At 66.9% G+C, this 19137-nt stretch carries 16 protein-coding genes and 1 pseudogene; 7 read left to right on the plus strand and 10 right to left on the minus strand.

Going from position 1 to position 19137, the window contains the following annotated elements; genetic code table 11:
- Positions 1-71 precede the first annotated feature (71 nt).
- Genes eccD through ACQP1T_RS34810 form a run of 3 tightly spaced genes read left to right on the plus strand, consistent with a single transcriptional unit; the run spans position 72 to position 3751 of the window.
- Positions 72-1538 (plus strand): type VII secretion integral membrane protein EccD, encoded by a 1467-nt coding sequence (gene eccD, locus ACQP1T_RS34800; protein ID WP_433757238.1) that lies wholly within the window; start codon positions 72-74, stop codon positions 1536-1538.
- An 8-nt stretch (positions 1539-1546) separates the two neighbouring features.
- Positions 1547-2941: a type VII secretion-associated serine protease mycosin gene (gene mycP, locus ACQP1T_RS34805; protein ID WP_433757239.1), complete on the plus strand. Its 1395-nt coding sequence runs from the start codon at positions 1547-1549 to the stop codon at positions 2939-2941.
- Between the two features lie 60 nt (positions 2942-3001).
- Complete coding sequence (locus tag ACQP1T_RS34810) at positions 3002-3751, plus strand: potassium channel family protein (protein ID WP_433757240.1); 750 nt, start codon at positions 3002-3004, stop codon at positions 3749-3751.
- Between the two features lies 1 nt (position 3752).
- Here ACQP1T_RS34810 and eccB read toward each other — a convergent pair whose 3' ends face one another.
- Positions 3753-5240, minus strand: coding sequence for a type VII secretion protein EccB (gene eccB / locus ACQP1T_RS34815; protein WP_433757241.1), 1488 nt, complete (start codon positions 5238-5240; stop codon positions 3753-3755).
- Between the two features lie 112 nt (positions 5241-5352).
- Here eccB and eccE point away from each other — a divergent pair, with 112 nt between their 5' ends.
- Positions 5353-7002: a type VII secretion protein EccE gene (gene eccE / locus ACQP1T_RS34820; RefSeq protein WP_433757242.1), complete on the plus strand. Its 1650-nt coding sequence runs from the start codon at positions 5353-5355 to the stop codon at positions 7000-7002.
- Positions 7003-7261: 259 nt separating this feature from the next.
- On the opposite strand, the gene ACQP1T_RS34825 is transcribed toward eccE, so the two are convergent.
- The gene (locus ACQP1T_RS34825; RefSeq protein WP_433757243.1) at positions 7262-7822 is read right to left on the minus strand and encodes an NADPH-dependent FMN reductase; all 561 of its coding nucleotides are present in this window, start codon (positions 7820-7822) and stop codon (positions 7262-7264) included.
- A gap of 135 nt (positions 7823-7957) precedes the next feature.
- Between ACQP1T_RS34825 and ACQP1T_RS34830 the strand changes: the two genes are divergently transcribed.
- Positions 7958-8794 carry an NAD(P)H-binding protein gene (locus tag ACQP1T_RS34830; protein WP_433757244.1) on the plus strand — a complete coding sequence of 279 codons (837 nt, stop codon included), beginning with the start codon at positions 7958-7960 and terminating at the stop codon, positions 8792-8794.
- A 708-nt stretch (positions 8795-9502) separates the two neighbouring features.
- On the opposite strand, the pseudogene ACQP1T_RS34835 reads toward ACQP1T_RS34830, so the two are convergent.
- Together ACQP1T_RS34835 and ACQP1T_RS34840 are read right to left on the minus strand one after the other, a co-directional pair.
- Positions 9503-10471: pseudogene (locus ACQP1T_RS34835) on the minus strand (NAD-dependent epimerase/dehydratase family protein); the annotation flags it as partial.
- 39 nt (positions 10472-10510) lie between these two features.
- Positions 10511-11320, minus strand: a complete 810-nt coding sequence (locus ACQP1T_RS34840; RefSeq protein WP_433757245.1) for an S-methyl-5'-thioadenosine phosphorylase — start codon at positions 11318-11320, stop codon at positions 10511-10513.
- 296 nt (positions 11321-11616) lie between these two features.
- Here ACQP1T_RS34840 and ACQP1T_RS34845 point away from each other — a divergent pair, with 296 nt between their 5' ends.
- On the plus strand, positions 11617-11886 hold the full coding sequence (locus ACQP1T_RS34845) for a metal-sensitive transcriptional regulator (protein ID WP_062983353.1): 270 nt from the start codon (positions 11617-11619) through the stop codon (positions 11884-11886).
- 3 nt (positions 11887-11889) lie between these two features.
- Here the strand turns inward: ACQP1T_RS34845 and ACQP1T_RS34850 are convergent, their stop codons facing one another.
- The 5 genes from ACQP1T_RS34850 to ACQP1T_RS34870 form a co-directional block, all read right to left on the minus strand.
- On the minus strand, positions 11890-12798 hold the full coding sequence (locus ACQP1T_RS34850; protein WP_433757246.1) for a TAXI family TRAP transporter solute-binding subunit: 909 nt from the start codon (positions 12796-12798) through the stop codon (positions 11890-11892).
- Positions 12795-14219 carry a sensor histidine kinase gene (locus tag ACQP1T_RS34855; protein WP_433757247.1) on the minus strand — a complete coding sequence of 475 codons (1425 nt, stop codon included), beginning with the start codon at positions 14217-14219 and terminating at the stop codon, positions 12795-12797. Before ACQP1T_RS34855 ends, ACQP1T_RS34850 begins: the two co-directional genes overlap by 4 nt.
- Before the next feature lie 36 nt (positions 14220-14255).
- Entirely contained in the window at positions 14256-14915 is a 660-nt protein-coding gene (locus tag ACQP1T_RS34860) for a response regulator transcription factor (RefSeq protein ID WP_420776945.1), read from the minus strand.
- A 46-nt stretch (positions 14916-14961) separates the two neighbouring features.
- A complete protein-coding gene (locus tag ACQP1T_RS34865; protein WP_433757248.1) occupies positions 14962-16362 on the minus strand; it encodes an MFS transporter in 1401 nt (466 codons plus the stop codon).
- A gap of 265 nt (positions 16363-16627) precedes the next feature.
- Complete coding sequence (locus tag ACQP1T_RS34870) at positions 16628-17452, minus strand: LLM class F420-dependent oxidoreductase (RefSeq protein WP_433757249.1); 825 nt, start codon at positions 17450-17452, stop codon at positions 16628-16630.
- Between the two features lie 187 nt (positions 17453-17639).
- Between ACQP1T_RS34870 and ACQP1T_RS34875 the strand changes: the two genes are divergently transcribed.
- On the plus strand, positions 17640-18083 hold the full coding sequence (locus tag ACQP1T_RS34875; protein WP_433757250.1) for an Hsp20/alpha crystallin family protein: 444 nt from the start codon (positions 17640-17642) through the stop codon (positions 18081-18083).
- Positions 18084-18148: 65 nt separating this feature from the next.
- Here the strand turns inward: ACQP1T_RS34875 and truA are convergent, their stop codons facing one another.
- Complete coding sequence (gene truA, locus ACQP1T_RS34880) at positions 18149-19009, minus strand: tRNA pseudouridine(38-40) synthase TruA (protein ID WP_433762485.1); 861 nt, start codon at positions 19007-19009, stop codon at positions 18149-18151.
- Positions 19010-19137: the final 128 nt, after the last annotated feature.

The raw sequence follows: 19137 nt of genomic DNA on the forward strand, positions 1-19137 counted from the left end.
TGGGTTCGCAAGCTCGGCCCCCTCGCGCACGGGACGCGGAAATACGAGGTAGAGACCGAGTTGGGGGAAGCTTGACGCACGCGCGACTTGACCACATCGACGAAGAATCCTCGCGCGGCATCGTCCGTGCGCCCGACCTTGCCCGGGTCACGATTCTCGCGAAGCACACCCAGGTGGACATGGCGATTCCGGTCGATGTGCCGGTCGCGCTGGTGATTCCGAGTGTCGTCGATATGGTCGCTCAACACAGCCGCACCAACGATTTCGACAATGAGGGTGAGCGCTTCGAGCCCGCCGAATGGGTGCTGGCCCGAATCGGCCATCCGCCCTTCTCCAATTCGCTGAGTCTCGGTGAGCACGGCGTGCGCGACGGCGAACTGCTCATGTTGGAGAGCGCCTCGCATACCGCGCCGACGCCGCTGTTCGACGACATCATGTACAACGTCGCGATCGCCGACGCCGATCACTACCGCAGCTGGACACCGAAAATCGCGCGGATCACCGGTTCGGTGCTCGCCGCGCTCACCATGATCGTCGGCTGCCTCGGTCTGCTGCTGTCCAAAGACGCGCTGCCGGGCTGGGTCAGCGGTTCGCTCGCATTGACCGTGGCGATTCTGCTCGTGGTCGCGGGCATGGTACTCAGCCGGATGTACGGCGATACCTCGACCGCGCTGGTGCTCGGGGGCTGTGCGCTGCCCGCCGCGTTCACCGCCGGAATGCTTTATGTGCCAGACGATTACGGCTGGGCGCATCTGCTGCTCGGTTCGGTATTGTTCGGCGCGACAGCGGTTCTCGCGTGGCGCGTCACCGGCGTCGGACTCGCGTTGTTCATCGGCGCGGCCACGCTCGCGGTGTACGCGGTACCGGCTGCGCTGGTCGGCGTACTGACCGACCAGCCGGAGAAGGCCATCGGCGCCGTCGCCGCCGCGCTCGGTCTCGCGGGTCTTTCACTCTCGCCACGGGTTTCGATGCTGTTGGCCAAACTGCCGCTGCCGCCGGTCCCCTCCCCCGGCACTCCGATCGATCCGACCGAGGACGATCCGGACGATCACCGCGCGCTGCCGACCATGGAGGTGCTGCGGGTCAAGTCCGAGCGGGCCCGCATGTATCTGGCCGGACTCGTCTCGGCCACCACGCTGGTCTCGGTGGCGGGTGCGTTGGCGTCCACCGATCCCGGGGCCGACGATCCGTATTGGCCGGGTATCGCACTGGCACTGGTCACCGCCGTGGTGCTGATGTTCCGCAGCCGGACCTATGCGGGTGCGGAACAGGCCGTCGTGCTGATCGCGGGCGGCGCGGCAATCGTGCTGATCATGATGGTCGGCGTCGCCATCGGCATGGAGCAGCCGCTGGCCGTCTTCGGGGCGGCAATGGTGGTGCTGGTCGCCGCGCTGATTCTCGGCATCATCATTCCGAACCAGTCCGCGACGCCGCCGATGCGTCGTGGCGTCGAATTGCTCGAGTACGGGTTCGTGGCCGCTGTGCTGCCGCTGGTGTTCTGGGTGGCCTCGCTCTACTCGCTCGTTCGCGGGCTGTGAACCGGCAAATGCGCGTCGCGGCGGCGGCCGTGGCGTTGGGCCTGAGCGCGTCGTTGGGTCTGGGCGCTGGCGCGGCTTCCGCGGATCACCCACCCGCGGTGAATCCGGGTCTGCTGCCAGCTGGTGATCCGGCAGCGCCGCCCGAAAAGACCGAGCGGCCAGCGAATTCCGACTGCTCGAATACGGTGTCCGGCGGTGAGGGCGCGACGATTCCCACCGCCCAGCGCTCGCTCGACCTGGACAGCGCGTGGCGGTTCTCCAAGGGTGAAGGCCAGACCGTCGCGGTCATCGATACCGGTGTCGCGCGGCATCCCCGGTTGCCTGGCCTGATCGCCGGCGGCGACTTCGTGGCGAATTCGGGCGACGGCACCGAGGACTGCGACGGACACGGCACCTTCGTCGCGGGTCTGATCGCCGCGTCGAAGATCGACGGTCAGGGATTCTCCGGTGTCGCACCGGAAGCACGCATCATGACCATCCGCCAGACCAGCAAGATGTATCAGAAGGAGGGCAGGGCCAGGGAGCGCAATCCCGACGACCTGCCCGAGGGCTACGGCAATCTGGCCACCATGGCCTCGGCGATCCGACGCGCGGCCGATGCGAACGTGAGCGTCATCAATATCTCCGAGGTGTGGTGCGGGCCGTCCAACGACGTGGACGGATCCATCGGCGCGGCAGTGCGATACGCGACTTTGGAGAAAAACGTGGTCGTGGTCGTGGCCGCCGGAAACCAAGACGGCTCCTGCAAGACCGAACAGCAGATCATCGATCCGCTCGATCCGTCCGCCGATCCGTGGCGCAACGTCAAGGTCAATGTGAGCCCGGCGCGCTGGGACGACTATGTGCTCTCGGTCGGCTCGATCGATTCCAACGGCGCACCATCGAAGTTCACGGTGCCGGGCCCATGGGTGAGTGTGGCCGCGCCGGGCGAGAATATGGTTTCGCTCGACCCGCGCGGGACCGGGACCGCTACCGGCACCGTGAATCAGCAAGGGCAGCAACAGGCGATGAGCGGGACGAGCTTCGCGACGCCGCTGGTTTCCGGGGTGGTCGCGCTGGTCCGTGCGCGTTTTCCGGAGCTGAGTGCGTTGGATGTGGTCAAGCGGATGCAGGCCACCGCGCATGCGCCCGCCGAGGGGTGGAGTCCCTATATCGGCTACGGCGCGATCGATCCGGTCGCGGCGCTGACCGATGAGGTGAGCAGCGCGCCGCTGCCGCCCAAACGGCCGAGCCCGGCCAAGAGCTCCCAGCTCGCGGTGCCGAAACCGGCTCCGCCGCCGGACAATCGGGCTCGCAATGTGGCGCTGATCGGCACCGGGATCATCGGGACCGCCTTGGTGCTCGGCTACCTCGCCTCGTTCCCGATCCGCCGCCGGTTCGGGGTCCACTCCGACGATATGTAGCGTCGTCGTGGCAAACGGCGGTACATAGGGTGTCGCACCCGATCGATACAGGTAGTTCCCATGCACGCAGCACACAGCCATCCGAGTCGTAGACAAGTCTGGGAACGCGCGACCGGTATCCCGATGCTGGTGCTCGCCGTCCTCTTCATCTGCGTCTACGCCTGGCATGTGTTGGATACCGGAGCGTCACCGCGGCTCGATGCCTGGCTCGAACGGGTCGACTTCATGATCTGGGCGGCATTCGCCGCGGACTTCGGCATCCGAACCTGGCTGTCGTCCGATCGCTGGCGGTTCGTGCGCACACATCCGCTGGAACTGTTGATCGTGCTGTTGCCGCCGTTCCGTCCGGTGCGGCTGCTGCGGGCGGCGCTGTTGGTGCTCGACCAGCTCAACCGCAATCGGGTGACGCGCGCTCGCCTCGCGATATTCGTCGGCACCAGTTCGGCACTCACGCTGGTGCTGTGCAGTCTGGCGTTCTTCGATGCCGAGTACGGCGCACCCGACAGCAAGATCCACAACTTCGGCGACGCCCTGTGGTGGTCGATGGTGTCGGTGACCACGGTCGGCTATGGCGATGTGTATCCGGTGACCGTGCACGGCCGCCTGATCGCCCTCATCCTGATGACACTCGGCATCGGCCTGATCAGCTTCGCCATCGGCACCACGACCAGCTGGCTGATGGAGCAACTGAAGGCCGTCGAGGTGACCGCCGACCGCACCGAAGTGGAGATCACCGTGCTGATCGACGAAATTCGCGCGCTACGAAGCGAAGTCGCCGAGTTGCGCGCCGCTTCGGTCTCCGAAGACTGACTCAATTCGCCGAGGCGACAGGCGATTTCGAGGGCGACGGATCCGCGGCCACGCCGTCGTGGGCGACCATGGCATCCGCGCGGGCCAGGCTCGGACCGGCCGCGAGCAGGCCGACGATCGGCCACGGTGCGGGTTCGGCCTTGGTACCCGAATCCGAATCCATGCCGAGCGCCTTTTCGGCGTCGGAGTCCTTGATGCCGTAGCGGACACCGGTATCGGCGATATAGAACTTGCTGTCCTTGCGGCGGCTGTCGGGTTCGATGCCGGTGGTCTGGACGAAGGCGCCGGTGCCCGGCGGGATGTAGACCGAATCGGCGTTGGCGCCGGAACCGTCGGCCTGAGCCAGCGGTACGAGTTTGGCGTTATCCGGAATCGGCAGTGCGACACCGGTGAGCACCGACAGTTCGGCGCGATTGCCGCCGTCCTTGTTCTCAGCTGCCGCAGGCAGCGGTTTCCACGACAGGCAGCTGACGGGATCATCCTTGGCCTGGATCAGCGAAGGAGCGGACTGCGGATAGTCCCCGACCGGCAGCGCCCGCGAGACGTCCGCGCGGGTGCGCTCGATCTGTTCGATCCAACTATTGCTGGCACTGGTCGGATTGCTATTGCGGATGATTTCGGCGGTCACCCGGGAGACCGGCTGTAGACCGTCTTGCAGCACCACATAGTTCAGGTCGGGCTCGCTGGGCACCTGTACCACGTCACCGATCCGGTGGCCGCTGACCGAGTAGGTCACCGAGCCGCCCGGGTTATCGATGTGGGGCGGAATGATCGGCAGCACTTCGGGAATCGTATTCAGCAGGCCTTCGCCGATCGGCCGGGCGGTAGCGCCGGTGATCTTCAGTGCGTCGGTGACGGCCCGATCCTTGAGGTTGACGCGGGCGCGCTTGCCCTCATAGACCAGGTAAGCCGAATCCTTGCCCTGGACCAGCAGCGCCCGGTCCTTACCCATCACCGAGGCCTTCTCGCCGAGCGAGAGACTTCCCGCGAGCACCGACGTGGTGAGATCCTTGCTGCCGTCCACCTTCAGCTGGTCGCAGACGGTCCAGATCCGGCCCTTGCCGTCCTTGTCGAAATGCAGCGAAGACGGTGCGCCCGGAATGCCGATCAGCTGGCCGCGCGTTTTCTTGCCGATCTCGGATTCCTTGACGATGACGGCCTTTTCGGGCGATCCCGCGGCCAACCGGGCCGAGGCGAGGTTCAGCGTCGGATGCGCGACATCGTTGATCATCACGTAGACGGCGCCGGATTCCTTGCCGATCAGGATCTTGTTACTGCCTACCTTGTCCTGCGGACGCAGCAGTGCGAGCACGCCACAACCGGCCAGCACCACGATCGCCATGATCAATCCGGCCGCGTAGGCACGGGACTGGGATCGCATCGGATCGTGCAGCATGCGCACGTCCCGGCGCACCAGCGCGTGTTCCATCCGCCGGACCAGGAAGCGGTAGCCGCTCACCTGCCAGCGTGTAGTGGGTTTTGAAGGCATGTTTCCCTCCCCGAACAATGCTCGTGTTCGCGGAACACAGTACAGTTCCCGAGGACTATTGTTCAGCTCGGCCGCTGCGATACGGCCGATACCGGGTACTTGGGGGACGACGATGGCCGAACAAGGCGGCGCGGGACCACGCCCGCTGCTCGGGCGCATCTCATTGCCGAATCTGCTTATCGCGCAGGTGATCGGGCTCATCGCCGGACTGCTCGCCTTATTGGTCGGGCTCGCCGCCTGGCCCGCGTTGGGCGTAGCGGTGGTCGTCGGACTGCTGCCACTCATCCCGGTCGCCAAGCGCACCATCCTGGATTGGATCGCCACCTGGTGGCGCTACGTCACCCGTGGCGATTACGAACTCGGGGACACCGTCGACTTCCGCGGTTCGGACGGTCGCTCGCTCGGGCTGTATTGGGACGGTACGAGAGTCGTCACGGTCGTCGAGGTGCTGGCCCCCAAGGGCGGGCTGACCCGGATCGCCCGCACCACGGTGCATGCCTCGCATCTGCTGCCGCTGCCGGAATTGGCGAAATGCCTGAGCCAGCACGACATTCTGCTCAGCGGTATCGACATCATCAGCCATGGCCACCGCAGCCGTTCGGGTACGCCCGCTGGCAAGATCTACGAATCGCTGCTGGGTCCGCTGCCCGCGACCGCGCACCGGAATGTGTGGCTCGCCATCAGCTTCGACGCGATCGCGTGCCCGGAAGCCGCGGACCGGCGCGGTGGCGGTAGCGAGGGCGCGTCACGGGCGGTAACCATTGCGACGCAACGCATTATGCGCACGCTCGAGGACGCCGACTGCAGCGCCCGCATTCTCACCGCACCCGAGATCCGCAAGGCGGTTCTGCAGGTAACGCAGGGCTTCGACCCGCGCACGCTGACTCATCGCTGGCGCTACGCCGAAATCGGCAACAGTGTGAATATCGGTAGCGCGGTCGACCCGAAGCGGCTCGGTTCGGATCTGTTGTCGCAGCTGTGGGTCGCGCCGTCGCGCGGTACGACCGTCGCGGTGCGGCTGCGTCCCGGTCGTTCGGCAGAATCGGTGAGCATCGGCGCGGCTTGGCGGTTGACCACGCGGGAGCTGCCGGAGCGCACGAAGCTCAAGGGTCTGATCTCGATGAACGGGCGGCAGCGAGATGGTCTGCTCGCGCACCTGCCGCTGGCGATTCCGGGTCTCGACGATGCGGTGCCGGTGACCGAGTATCCGATCGATGTGATGAGTGCACTGCATCTGCCGTCGTCGGGGTGTGGTCAGCTGATCGGGTCGGACGACGAGGGGCAGGGTGTCGCGGTCCGCATTGTCGGTACCGGTATTTCGACGGTGTATGTGGCCGGCGAGCTGTATCTGGCTCAGCAGTTGGTATTTCGCGCGCTGGCGGTCGGCGAACGCATCCTGATCCGAACCGATCGGGCGCAAGCCTGGGAGAACCTGGTGACGACCATCGGGAATCCGGAGCGGCTGCAGATCGCGGTGGAGACGCATCAATCCGATGCCGGGTTCACCGCGACCGTGGTCGACGGTGTGCTGGCCCCCGCGCCACACGCCGGTGTCACGACTATCTATGTGACCGGAGATCCGATGGGCTGGCCCGCGACTCGCCCGGACCTGTCGATCCACCAGCCGGGAGCCATCGGTAATCACGTGGTGCTGCGAACCGGGACCGCTCAAGTTGATCTGACGTTGGTGTCGATTCCGCGCGAGGCGACGTACATCGGACATCCGCGAGGGCGGCGGGCTATGGCGGAGAGTGCGCAGTAGCGCTCGGCTTCGATGCGCGGACGGGGCCAGCGGGCGGTCCGACCGGGTTCACCTCCCGAGAGGTCCCGGGTTGAGTGTCGGGGAAGACAGGACGTGCTGGGTTTGTTGCTCGGGCTGCGGTAGGTCCGGTGGGCGGGCACCGTACCTCGATGGGCTCCGGCGGTACGCAGGCTCCCGGCTCGGTTGCACAGTCTTGTGCCGTGGGCACGTCTCTACTCGGGGAGGCAGCTCGGGCTATGGGGTGTGTGGGCTGCGCGGGTCAGCCTGGGTAGGGGTCTGTGGTGCGGGCGGTGCGGAGAGTTCTTGCCCACCAGGCCAATTGGCGGATCAGGCGGGCAGCGGCGTCTATGGCGGCGCCGTCATGGGTGTTGCCTGATTCGTCGAATTGTTTTTTGGCCTGGTGGAAGCTGACTGTTTCGCGGATGGAGACCATGTGGATTTCGGCGACTACCTGGCGGAGTTGTTCGACGGCGCGCAGGCCGCCGGATAGGCCGCCGTAGGAGACGAAGCCGATGGGTTTGGCGCGCCATTCGTGTTTCGCGTTGTCGAAGGCGGTCTTCAGGGACGCCGGGTAGCCGTGGTTGTACTCGGAGGTGATGGCGACGAAGGCATCGGCGGCGGCCAGGCGCTGGCGATAGGCCTCGACTTCGGCGGTGCGGGTCAGGTCCGTCGGCAGCGGGGTGGTGATCAGATCGATGACGCCGGTGTCGAATTCAGAGGTGGCCCGGACCGTGCGCAGGAACCAGTCGGCGACCACCGGAGCGAATCGCTCCGGGCGCGTGCTGGCCACGATGACCTCTAGCCGTAGCGGAGTATCCACTGCGCGAGCCTAACTCGGTGTGCCGACGGTACGGTCGAGGCGGGGCGGCGATCCTTTCGCGGGAACGGTCGACGCTCGGCTCGGTGATTCCGCATGATGGACCGGGCGACGCGGTGCGACTCTGAAGGAGACGGCATGATCCTGGTGACCGGTGCGACCGGCAATATCGGCACGGAACTGGTTGCGGCACTGAGTAACTCCGGCGCTGCCGTGCGCGCGCTGGTCCGCGATCCGGCGCGGGCGCAGCTGCCCGCCGGTGTCGAGCCGGTGACGGGCGATCTGAACCGGCCGGAGAGCCTGACCGAGGCCCTGGACGGGGTCACCGGAATGTTCCTGCTGCCGGGCTATGCCGACGCCCCGGACCTGCTCGCCCGCGCGAAAAAGGCGGGCGTCCAGCACATCGTCCTGCTTTCGGGTGGTTCGGCGGCGCTCGAGGATATGAACAACGCGGTCTCCGCGTATATGACACAGGCCGAGCGGGACGTGCGCGAATCCGGTCTGGCGTGGACCTTTCTGCGCCCGCGCTCGTTCATGTCGAATGCGCTGCGCTGGTTGCCGCAACTCGAACAGGGCGATGTGATTCGCGCGCAGTTTCCCGACGTACCTGTCGCGGCAATTGATCCCGCCGATATCGCGGCCGTCGCTGCGGTCGCCCTGACCGACGGTGGGCTGGCCGGGCGGATCCTCGAGCTGACCGGTCCGCGAGCGCTCGTGCCCGCCGATCAGGTCGCGGTGCTCGCCGAAGTGCTCGACCGGCCGCTGGTCTGCCAGGGCTTGACGAATGCGGAGACGCGGGCCGAACTCGAGTCCACCATGCCGCAGCACTATGTCGACGCATTCTGGAGCTTCTTCGTCGACGGCACCCTCGACGAATCCCAGGTCTACCCCACCGTGCACGAGGTGACCGGCCGAGAACCGCGCACCTTCGCCCAGTGGGCCCACGCACACGCCGACGCCTTCGCCAAGGCCTGATCGATCAATGGAACGGTGCGACCTATCACTTCACCCGCCCAGAACCAGCGCAGCCGTCCAGCGAATGCCGCCGACACAGCTCCACGCCCAACCTCGCATAAGCACTGACTACCTCGCACACCAAACACCCTGTGCGAGATACTCACTGCTTATGCGCCACCTTCGTGGGTAGCCGAGGCAGCACCGGCCAGCGCAGTTGCGAGCTCCGAACCACGCGCCAGCTCACCCGCTGTCGTAGCTGGCTCGGGTCGATGCGCACGCACCGTCGCATTCGGCGCGCCCGCCTCAACAGCTGGCGTCACCGCGTCCGACCGAGGCACAGTCGTCTTCGCACCCGTCGAGCCCGCCCGATCGCTGGCATCGCCGCCGCCCGGCTGGGAGCGCAGGCGACTTCGAGCATTCGGATCAGCGCCATCGCGCCACAAACACCGCCGACTCGAGACGTAACAATCGGCTTCACATCGACGAACCTGCTCCGGCCTCCGGTTTCGTCAACTCCGGGTAGGGCGCAGTATGCGGACCGGCACCCTCGATCACTGGCTCCGGCCGGGGCGCGGACGCGTTCGGCACCGGAGCGTCCGGGTGGGGTTCGGGCCGTGCGATCGGTGCGGCGGGCCGAGGCTCATGTGTGGTCGGAGGAGTCGGGGCGCCGCGCACGTGTAGTGGAGCGGACTCCCGTTGGGGTGTGGTGGGCTCGGCTGCGGGGGCGGCGAGTTCGGCGAGGCCTTGGGCGGGTGGGATTCGGGCGGTGAAACCCAGTGTGCGCCTGGCTCGTTCGGGGTCGGCGGCGAGGTGGCGGGCATCGCCCAGGTGGTAGCGGCCGGTTACCACGGGGGCCGGGCCGCCGCGGGCTTTGGCCATGATCGAGGCGACTTCCCACATGGTGATGGGGTGGCCGGAGGCGATGTTCAGTGGGACGAAGCCGGGTGGGCGGCGGTCGACGGCGGCCACGGTGGCGGCGACGATATCGTCGACGTGCACGACGTCCCTGACCTGCCCGCCGTCCTCGCCCACCAGCGGTGGACGGCCTTGATCGAGGGCGGTGCGGAAGTTTCCGATGAAGCCCGAGCGCGTGCCTTCGCCGTAACCGTTGTGGTAGCGCAATGCCGTGACGGCCGCGCCCGTGGCCAAACCCCAAGCGAGCGCATAGTTTTCCTGCGCCAGCTTGCTCGCGCCGTAGAAGCCGCGCGGGCGCAGCGGCGCGTCCTCGGTGACCGGCTCCCAGGTGAGCAACTCCCCGGTGCGCGGCGCCAAGTGATCGAACATGCCGCGATCCAGATCGGCCCGCCGCCGTAGTCCGGGGTAGAACGGACCACTGTTCATCCCGCGGTAGCGCCCCTCGCCGTACACCACAATGGAGGAGGCCAGCACCAGATGACGCACCTTCGCCCGCCCCATCACATCGAGCAGCACCGCCGTCCCGAGATCATTGTGCGCGGCGAACACCGCTGATTCGGGCGCCGAGGTGACGGCGGCGAGATGACAAACCGTATCGATGCCGTGCAGCAACGGCTCCAGCGCATCGGCATCGCGCACGTCCACCCGCGAAATACCGTCCGGCACATCCGCATCCGGCTCGAGTAGATCGACTCCGACCACCTCGTGTCCGGCCGCGGCCAGCGCCCGCCGCAACCGCACCCCGACGAACCCGGCTGCCCCGGTGACCAGCACTCTCATCGCATCCGCACCCCGCGTTTCGGCTCCGAACCAACCTGATCACGGTAGTTCGAACGGCAGCGACACTCCGGCATGGACACGGCAACGGTCGCAGGTATCGGTTCCGGTGACCGCCGAAACCGAGCGCCGGATCAGCTCCTTGAACGGCCCCAGGTTCTTCTTGAACTCGGCGAAGACGTCGACGGCGTGCACACCGTCGCCCTCCTCCAGACCCGCATCCAGATCGGTCACCAAAGCGACTGCGGCATAGCACATTTCGAGTTCACGGGCGAGCACGGCCTCGGGATGTCCGGTCATATTCACCAGCTCCCAGCCCTGGGCCGCGAACCACCGGCTCTCGGCCCGGGTGGAGAAGCGCGGCCCCTGTACGACGACCATGGTGCCCGACGCCTTCATCGCCAGCGCATCGGTGGCGGATTTCGCTGCCGCGGAACGCAGTTCGTCGCAATACGGGTCGGCGAAGGAGACGTGCACACCACCGCCGTCGAAGTAGGTCTGCGGACGGCCGGAGGTCCGGTCGACCAGCTGATCCGGCACCGCCACGGTCCCGGGCCCCCAGTCCGCGCGCAGGCTGCCGACCGCGCACGGCGCGAAGATCCGCCGCACCCCGATCGAGCGCAACGCCCACATATTGGCCAGGTAGGGCAGCGTATGCGGCGCGAATTCGTGCTGTTTGCCGTGCCGGGGCAGGAAGGCCACCGGCCGACCCTCCACCTCGCCGACGGCGATCGGCGCGCTCGGCTTGCCGTATGGCGTCTCGACCTCGACGGTGGTCGCCTCGTTATCGAAGAAATCGTAGAAGCCACTACCGCCGATCACGGCGAGCGCGGGCCGAACATCCAAACTCATGCACCGATTCTCTCGCTCGTGCTCGATTCCCGACCAGACGGGTCCCATCTGGCCAACTGGACCTTCGTTCATCATGACCCCACCCACACACCGGTGGCCGACCCGGCACGGAGCGCGGTAACCTGACAACACCCTCGCGACACTGTACCCTAGGGGGGTATTAACCAGGCCGGTCGAGCCGGTGAGCAGCGAGGAGACAGTCGGTGACACCCACCCCGTCGCACAATGACACCGCGCCCGCGCCGGGCAGTGACTCGGCCGGCGGCCACGACCACGCCGCACACGGCCACGGCTACATCACCGCCAAGGACGACTACCTCAAGCGCCTGCGCCGGATCGAGGGCCAGGCCCGCGGCCTGCAGCGCATGGTCGAGGAAGAGAAATACTGCATCGATATCCTCACCCAGGTCTCCGCGATGACGAAGGCGCTGCAGGCCGTTGCGATGGGGCTGCTCGAGGACCACATCAGCCACTGCGTGGTGGACGCGGCGGTCGCCGGTGGTCCCGAGGCGGACGCCAAGATCAAAGAGGCCACCGACGCCATCGCTCGCCTGGTGCGTTCCTGACCGTCAACCGTGGCGCCGTCGGTACACCGCCGCCGCACCCGGATGCAAGGGCACGGAATCGGTTCCGATGAGCGAGCGGGTATCCAGGAATTGGGTCCCGGCGGCCTCGGCGGGCACCAGCCGGTCCGCGCGGGAAACCAGCAGCTCGACGATCGCCCCGGCCGCCGCATCGGACATGGTCGGGGCGGCGAGCAGCAGATTCGCGATGCCGACCGTGCGGACCGAGCGACCGCTGTCATAGGCGTCGGCGGGAATCTCGACCAGATCGTAGAGGTGTCCGAAGCGTTCGCGCATCGGCGCGGCCAACTCACCGAGTTCCACCAACCGCAGCCGCTGCGGCACATCGAGTGCGTCGGTCGGCACGCCACCGGCCCATAGCAGCGCGTCCAGCTCACCGGATTCCACTCCCGCCACCGCATCTCGCAGTGGTCGATGCGAAATATCCACATCCGAAACTGGATTCACCCCCGCCGCCCAGAGCAGCCGCTCCCCGGTCACCGCCGCACCGGATCCCGCGGCCCCCAGGTTGACTCGGGTCCCGCGCAAATCGGTGACCCGCTGAATCGGCGCGTCCGACCGCACGGCCAGCTGCAAATAGTTCTCGTACACCCGACCGAGCGCCACCAGCGGAGCGCGCTCACTCTGCACCGAATCCGCAAGCGCCAGTGCGGAATCCACCTGCCCGTTCGCCAACATCCGCAGATTTTCCTGCGATCCGGTCGTCGTCACCGGTTCGATCCGCACCGTGCCCACCTCTTGGGCAACCGCCGCGAGCAGTTCGGCGAATGCGTGATAGAAGCCACCGACCTCACCCGAGGCCAGCCGCACCAGGTCCGGGCCCCGACCACATCCGACGGCACCGGCCGTGACACCGAAAACGGTGAGCGCCAGGAACTTCCGCCGCGGCATCACGGCCGCACCGCCTGCGGCAGCCGGATCCGGATCGCGAGACCGTGCGGCTCGACGGGGAGCACGGATAAGGTCCCCCCGCGCGCTTGGGCCAAGGCCGTCGCGATCGGGAGGCCGAGGCCCGAGCCGCCGGAGGACGCACCGGAGCCGCGGAAGAACCGGGTGGTCAGCTTGTCGAGCTCGGCGGGTTCGACGCCGACGCCATTGTCACGCACGGTCACCGTCACCCAGCCCGGCTCGGCATCGACCACGATGACGGTCTGCGTGCCGGACCCGGCATAGCTGCACGAATTGCTCAGTGGCACATCGAGAATCTGGGCGAGTACATCGGCGGACACAGCTGTGTCAGCCTCGTGCACCTGCGGTTCCGCCCGCAATTCCTGCCCGGCGTTCTCGTAGGCGGAGTACCAGGCGTCGATCCGATCCGCGGCTACTTGTACTGCATCACAATGGTTTTCGGTGTCGGACGGATCGCGCGCGGCCTCGAAAGCGGCAGGTGTCTCGGCGACCGCCAGGCTGAGCAGGCCATCGAGCAGCGCGGTCAGCCGCTCGACTTCCGCACCCGCGCTGCGGAAGGTCGCCGCCGCACTTTCCGGAATGGCGGCTTCCAGCGAGTCGAGACGAATTGTCAAGGCCGCGAGTGGATTTCGCATGGCGTGCGCGGTATCCGCCACCAGCTGACGTTGCGCATCGGCCGAGTCGGCGACCGCCAGAGCCATGGCATCGAAGGATTCCGCGACCGCCCGCATCTCCGGCGGCCCACCGTGGTGGCGGGCAATCGAGACATGCGCGGCGGCTTCGGCGCGCGGCTTCGGCAGTGTCGCGGTCAATTCGGCGACCGCCTGCGACAGCGCCGCCAGCGGGCGCAGCACCCAGCGCGCCAGGCTCAGCGCCAACATGGTGAACACCACCATCGCCAGCACCGCTCCGACCGCGATCACTCCCCACGCGCGGGCGATATCGCGTCGGGCGCGCGCGGTGGATGCCTCGATCACCACCGCGCCGTTGACCTGCACCCCGGTACCGACGGGCCGGGCGATCAGCACCGACGCCCCACTCCACGGGGTAAGCCGATAGACCGGCTGGGGCCGCTGATTGCGCCGAGCCGCGGCGACTGCGGCCTCGACCGGCGCGGCCGCCGCATCGACGCCCGCATTCACCGTCCGCGCACCGCGCGCATCGACCACGAGCACATTCTCGCCATAGAGATCGTGGTAGCGCCCGGCCTCGTCGGCCAGCGCCCGGCTGTCCCCCTCGGCCACCGCGGCATCGGCGAGGCTGGCGAACCGGTCGGCATCGCCGGAGCGATCGGCCACGAACTCCTGGGTGCGGCTGGTCGCGAAGGTCAGCGAGAGCGGCACCGCGAAGGCGAAGACGGCGATCGCCGCGAATACCGTCAGCGCGACGAGTAGTCGTCTGCGCATCCGGGCTCCGCTCCTAGGTTCGTCGGGCCAGCACGATCACTGGCCCCAGCGGTAACCGTAGCCGCGAATCGTCGTTATCAGCCCAGGTCGGTCCAATTTCGCGCGCAGTCCGGTCATGTGCACATCGAGCGAGCGCGACACCGCGACGAACGCGTCACCCCAGATCCGATCCATCAGCTGCTGGCGGCTGACCGCGGCGCCGGGCCGCTCCACCAGCGCCTCGACCAACTCGAATTCCTTCTGGGTCAAGGCGATCGGCCGCCCGGCCACCTCGACCACCCGGGCCGCCAGATCGACTCGCACATCCCCGGTGACCACCTCGGCCCGCTCAGGTTGCGATCCGGCGGCCGCGCGGCGCACCACATTCTCCAGTCGGGCCATCAGTTCCGCGATCCGCGGCGGCTTCACCAGATAGTCGTCGGCGCCGCCGCGCAGTCCGCGCACGATCGAACGTTCGTCGCTGCGTGCGGTCAGGATCAGCACCGGCACGGAGCTCACTTCCCGCAGCTGGCGCAGCACATGCAGACCATCACCGTCGGGTAGACCGAGATCGAGGATGACCGCGTCGTAGCCACGATGGGCGGTGAGCAGATCCGCGCCGCGGCGTTTGCGCTCGGCCTGGTAACCGCGGGCGTTAAGCGCCTCTACCAGCGCGTCGCCTACGCCGTCATCGTCCTCGACCACCGCAAGCCGCACACGCCGATCCTTCCATAGCGGCGCGGCGGCGTGTGCGGTCGGGCCGTCAGGGTCGGGCCGCCGTGAGGTCACGGTCCGACTCGGTGGCCGAGGTATCCGCCTTGGTGAGCGAAATATCGTCGGTGGCGGCATCGGCGTCGATGGCGGATCCGCGCGAGGTCTCCCGCATGAACCAGTAGGTCAGCAGCGAGATTGCGATGCATCCGGCGACATACCAGAAGTAGAGCGATTCGTGGTTCGCCTGCTTCAGCGACAGCGCGATGGTTTCGGCCGTACCGCCGAAGATCGCGACGGTCAGCGCGTACGGCAGTCCGACGCCGAGTGCGCGGATCTTGGTCGGGAACAGCTCGGCCTTCACGATGGCATTGATCGAGGTGTAGCCGGTGATGATGACCAGCGCGCCCATCATCAGCGCCCACGCGGCGATCGGATTCTTGGTGTGCGCGATCACGGTCATGATCGGCACGGTGAGCAGGGTGCCCGCGACACCGAAGAAGATCAGCAACTTACGTCGCCCGATGCGGTCGGACAGCGCGCCCGCCAGCGGCTGCAGCACCACGAAGACCAGCAGTGCGATGAAATTGATCCAGGAGACCGTCGGCTTGGAGATGCCGGAGGTATTGATCATGAATTTCTGCATGTACGTCGTGTAGGTGTAGAACGCGACGGTGCCGCCGAGCGTCAGCCCGATCACCAGCAGGCATTCCCGGGGGTACTGCAGCAGCATCCGCAGCGAACCACGCGCGGGCTGCTTCGCACCGGCGCTGCTCGCCGCGGGATCACGCTCGACCTCGGCCTCGAAGTGCTCCGACTCGTCCATGCTGCGCCGCAGCCACATCACGATCAGCGCGCCCGCCGCACCGATCACGAACGGAATGCGCCAGCCCCAGTTGTTCATCTGCGCGTTGTTCAGGAACTGCTGCAGGATGATCTGCACCCCGAGCGCCACCAATTGTCCGGCGACCAGCGTGACGTACTGGAAGCTCGAATAGAATCCGCGCTTACCCGTCGAGGCCACCTCGGACAAATACGTTGCGCTGGTTGCATATTCACCACCCACGGAGAGGCCCTGCAACAACCGGGCCAGCAAAAGCAGTACCGGAGCGGCGATTCCGATCGTCTGGTATCCCGGCGTGGCCGCGATCAGCAGCGAACCCGCCGCCATCACCGTCACCGACAGCGTCAGCGCCGAGCGACGTCCGAACTTGTCGGCATAGCGACCGAGCAACCAACCACCCAGCGGCCGCATGAGGAAGCCGACCGCGAAAATCGCCGCGGTGGAAAGCAATTGCGCGGTGGAATCGCCCTTCGGAAAGAACGATTTCGCGAAGTACACACTGAATGCGGTATAGACGTACCAGTCGTACCACTCGACGAGATTGCCGATGGAGCCACGCAATACATTCGCGACCACCCGGCGCTCGCCGACAGGCTGTGTCGTAGTCACAAGATCTCCTTCTTCGACGCGGCCTTGCGTCGGTCGGAGACCAGTGTGTGCGCAGTCACAGCGCCGACGGAAGCGCATGGGGCGCTTTCTAACGCTGTCTTAGGACGATTTCGGTCGGCTACCTTCCGGGCACGCTTCAGCCCGTACTGAACCCGAGGACGTCCGAATGAGGGCAACGTCTTCTGCTCGGATCGAGCTGTTCGACCCGATTCAACAGTCCCGCATGGCGATCGGCCGCTATCTCGGGCCGATCGCCAGCGGCGGTCTACTTCGGGAGCAGTGGTGCCAGCGTGCGCAGTGTGGCGGCTTCGTCGGCCAAGACTTGGATCACCACGTGATCGGCACCTGCGGCGCGATGGGCCGAGAGGCGATCGACGACGGTATCCGCGTCGCCGTGGGCTACCAGGGCGTCGATGAGGCGGTCGCTACCGGGTTTGGCGAGGTCGTCATCGATGAAGCCGAGGCGACGGAGGTTGGCGACGTAGTTCTGCAGGTCGAGGTAGAACTCGACGCGCGGACGAGCGGCGGCGCGGGCCCGGACCGGGTCGTCGTCGAGGACCGCCTTGTGTTCGGTGGCCAGCAGCACACCGTCGCCGAGCAGTGCGCGGGCGCGGGCGGTGTGTTCGGGGGTGACGTTGTAGGGCAGCGCGCCCGCGGACCGTTCCGCCGCCAACTTCAGCACACGCGGGCCGAGCGCGGCGAGGGCACGGCGCTCGTTGGGCACGCCCGCGGCATCCAGTTCGTCGAAGTATTCGACCAGTGCGTCGTAAGGCTTGCGGTACTCGCCCTCGTGTTCGGGGTGACCCGCGCCGATGCCGAGCAGGAACCGGCCCGGAAAGCGCGCTTCGATCCGGTGGAACGACTCCGCGACCTGCTTGGCGGGCGCCGTCCAGATGTTCACGATGCTGGTCGCGACGGTGATCGACTCGGTCGCCTCGAGCAGCGGTTCGACGAAGGCAAGATCGGCGGGCGGAGACCCGCCGAGCCACAGCGTGCCGTAGCCGAGCCCTTCCAGATCCTGCGCATCCTGCGGGGTGAACGCCCCGTAGTAGCGCCATACACCGAACTGCCCGAGATCTCCGATAGCCATGTCCCGAATGAACGAGGCCGCCGCGGTCCCTATTCCGTCCGGGCCGCACTCGATCCGAGACACACCGCGAAACGTTCGAGCCAATCATTAGCACTCGCAGGCCAAGAGTGCTAACTTAGATGGTGCACAGCTTCCGGCGCCTGCCGCCGTGGCAGGCGTCGCCGCTAGCGAAATGGAGGTGATTGCTGTGCTTCGGTTCGATCCATTCCATGACATCGACACTGTTGCTCGCCAACTGCTCGGTGAATCCATGGGAACATCGCGCGCGCCGCGATTCATGCCGATGGATCTTTTCAAGGCAGGCGATCATTACGTACTCAACGCCGACCTGCCCGGTGTGGACCCGGGCTCGGTAGATGTGAGCGTCGACAACGGCACACTCACCCTGCGCGCACAGCGCAGCCTGCCGAGTGACGAAGGCGTCCAATGGATTGCGTCCGAGCGCTTCGCCGGTACCTATATGCGCCAGCTCAGCCTCGGCGACAATGTCGATGCCGACAAGATCAGCGCGACGTACAACAACGGCGTGCTCTCGGTGACGATTCCGATCGCCGAGAGGGCCAAGCCGCGCCGAATCGAAATCTCCGGTTCCAACCAGCCGCGGACGATCGAGGCGGGTTCGTCCAGCTAGATCGGTGGGTCATGCTCCCGCACCGCCCGCGCCCGCTGATCGCGGTGCGGGAGCGCCACGCAGGATCACTCGCCGCAGCAGCCTTCGGTTGGGACAGTACGCATTTCGCGGGTTTCGGCATTGCGCGCGGCGAGGTCGGCATCGTCCGGGTAGTCGACGGCGATAAGGCTCAGGCCGTGGGCGGGAGCCACGGTGACCGAACTGGAGCGCTCGGTTTCGTTCAGTAGCGCGGCAACCCATTCGGGCGTGCGCCGCCCCTCCCCCACCGCGAGCACCGCGCCGACGAGGCTGCGAACCATGGACCAGCAGAACGCATCCGCGCTGACATAGGCGGTCAGCAGATCACCGTCACGCACCCAGTCGAAGCGCTGGAGTTCGCGGACCGTGGTCGCACCATCGCGGCGGCGACAGAATGCGGCAAAGTTGTGCAGGCCCAACAACTTTCGGGACGCCTCCCGGATGGCATCGAGATCGACGTCGTGACGGCAGGCGACAACGCTGCGGGCCCGCAGCGGCTCGGCACCATAGGGTGCGGTGGTCAGCCGGTAGGCATAGTGGCGGCGGATCGCCGAGAAGCGGGCGTCGAATTCCGGCGGTGCGACGCGAATATCCTTGATCCGCACGTCTTTCGGCAGGAACCGTGCCATCCGATGGATGAGCTTGGCCGCATCCGGTTCGGTGCCGGTATCGAAATGCGCGACCTGCCCCTCGGCGTGCACACCGGCATCGGTACGGCCCGCGACCGTCAATTGGATCGGCTCCCGGAATACCTTGCTCAGCGACTCCTCGAGCACGCCCTGCACGGTGCGCAGACCGGGCTGGCGCGCCCAGCCGATGAAATCCGTTCCGTCGTAACCGATATCGAGCCGCACTCGAACCGGTACAGCATCGGACTCCGCCCGCGCATCGGCCGCCGCGTCCTGCACGGCTGCGGGCGAATCCACCTGCGCAGACGCGCTCACCGCCGACCGCACGGCCGAATCCACCGAATCCTCCTCGGTCACAGGCGATCTCCTAGTCGATACGAACACGGTTGACGCTCCGGCCGGAACGA

Origin of the sequence: Nocardia sp. CA-135398 (genome assembly GCF_050955845.1) — a bacterium.
Classification (GTDB): Bacteria; Actinomycetota; Actinomycetes; order Mycobacteriales; family Mycobacteriaceae; genus Nocardia.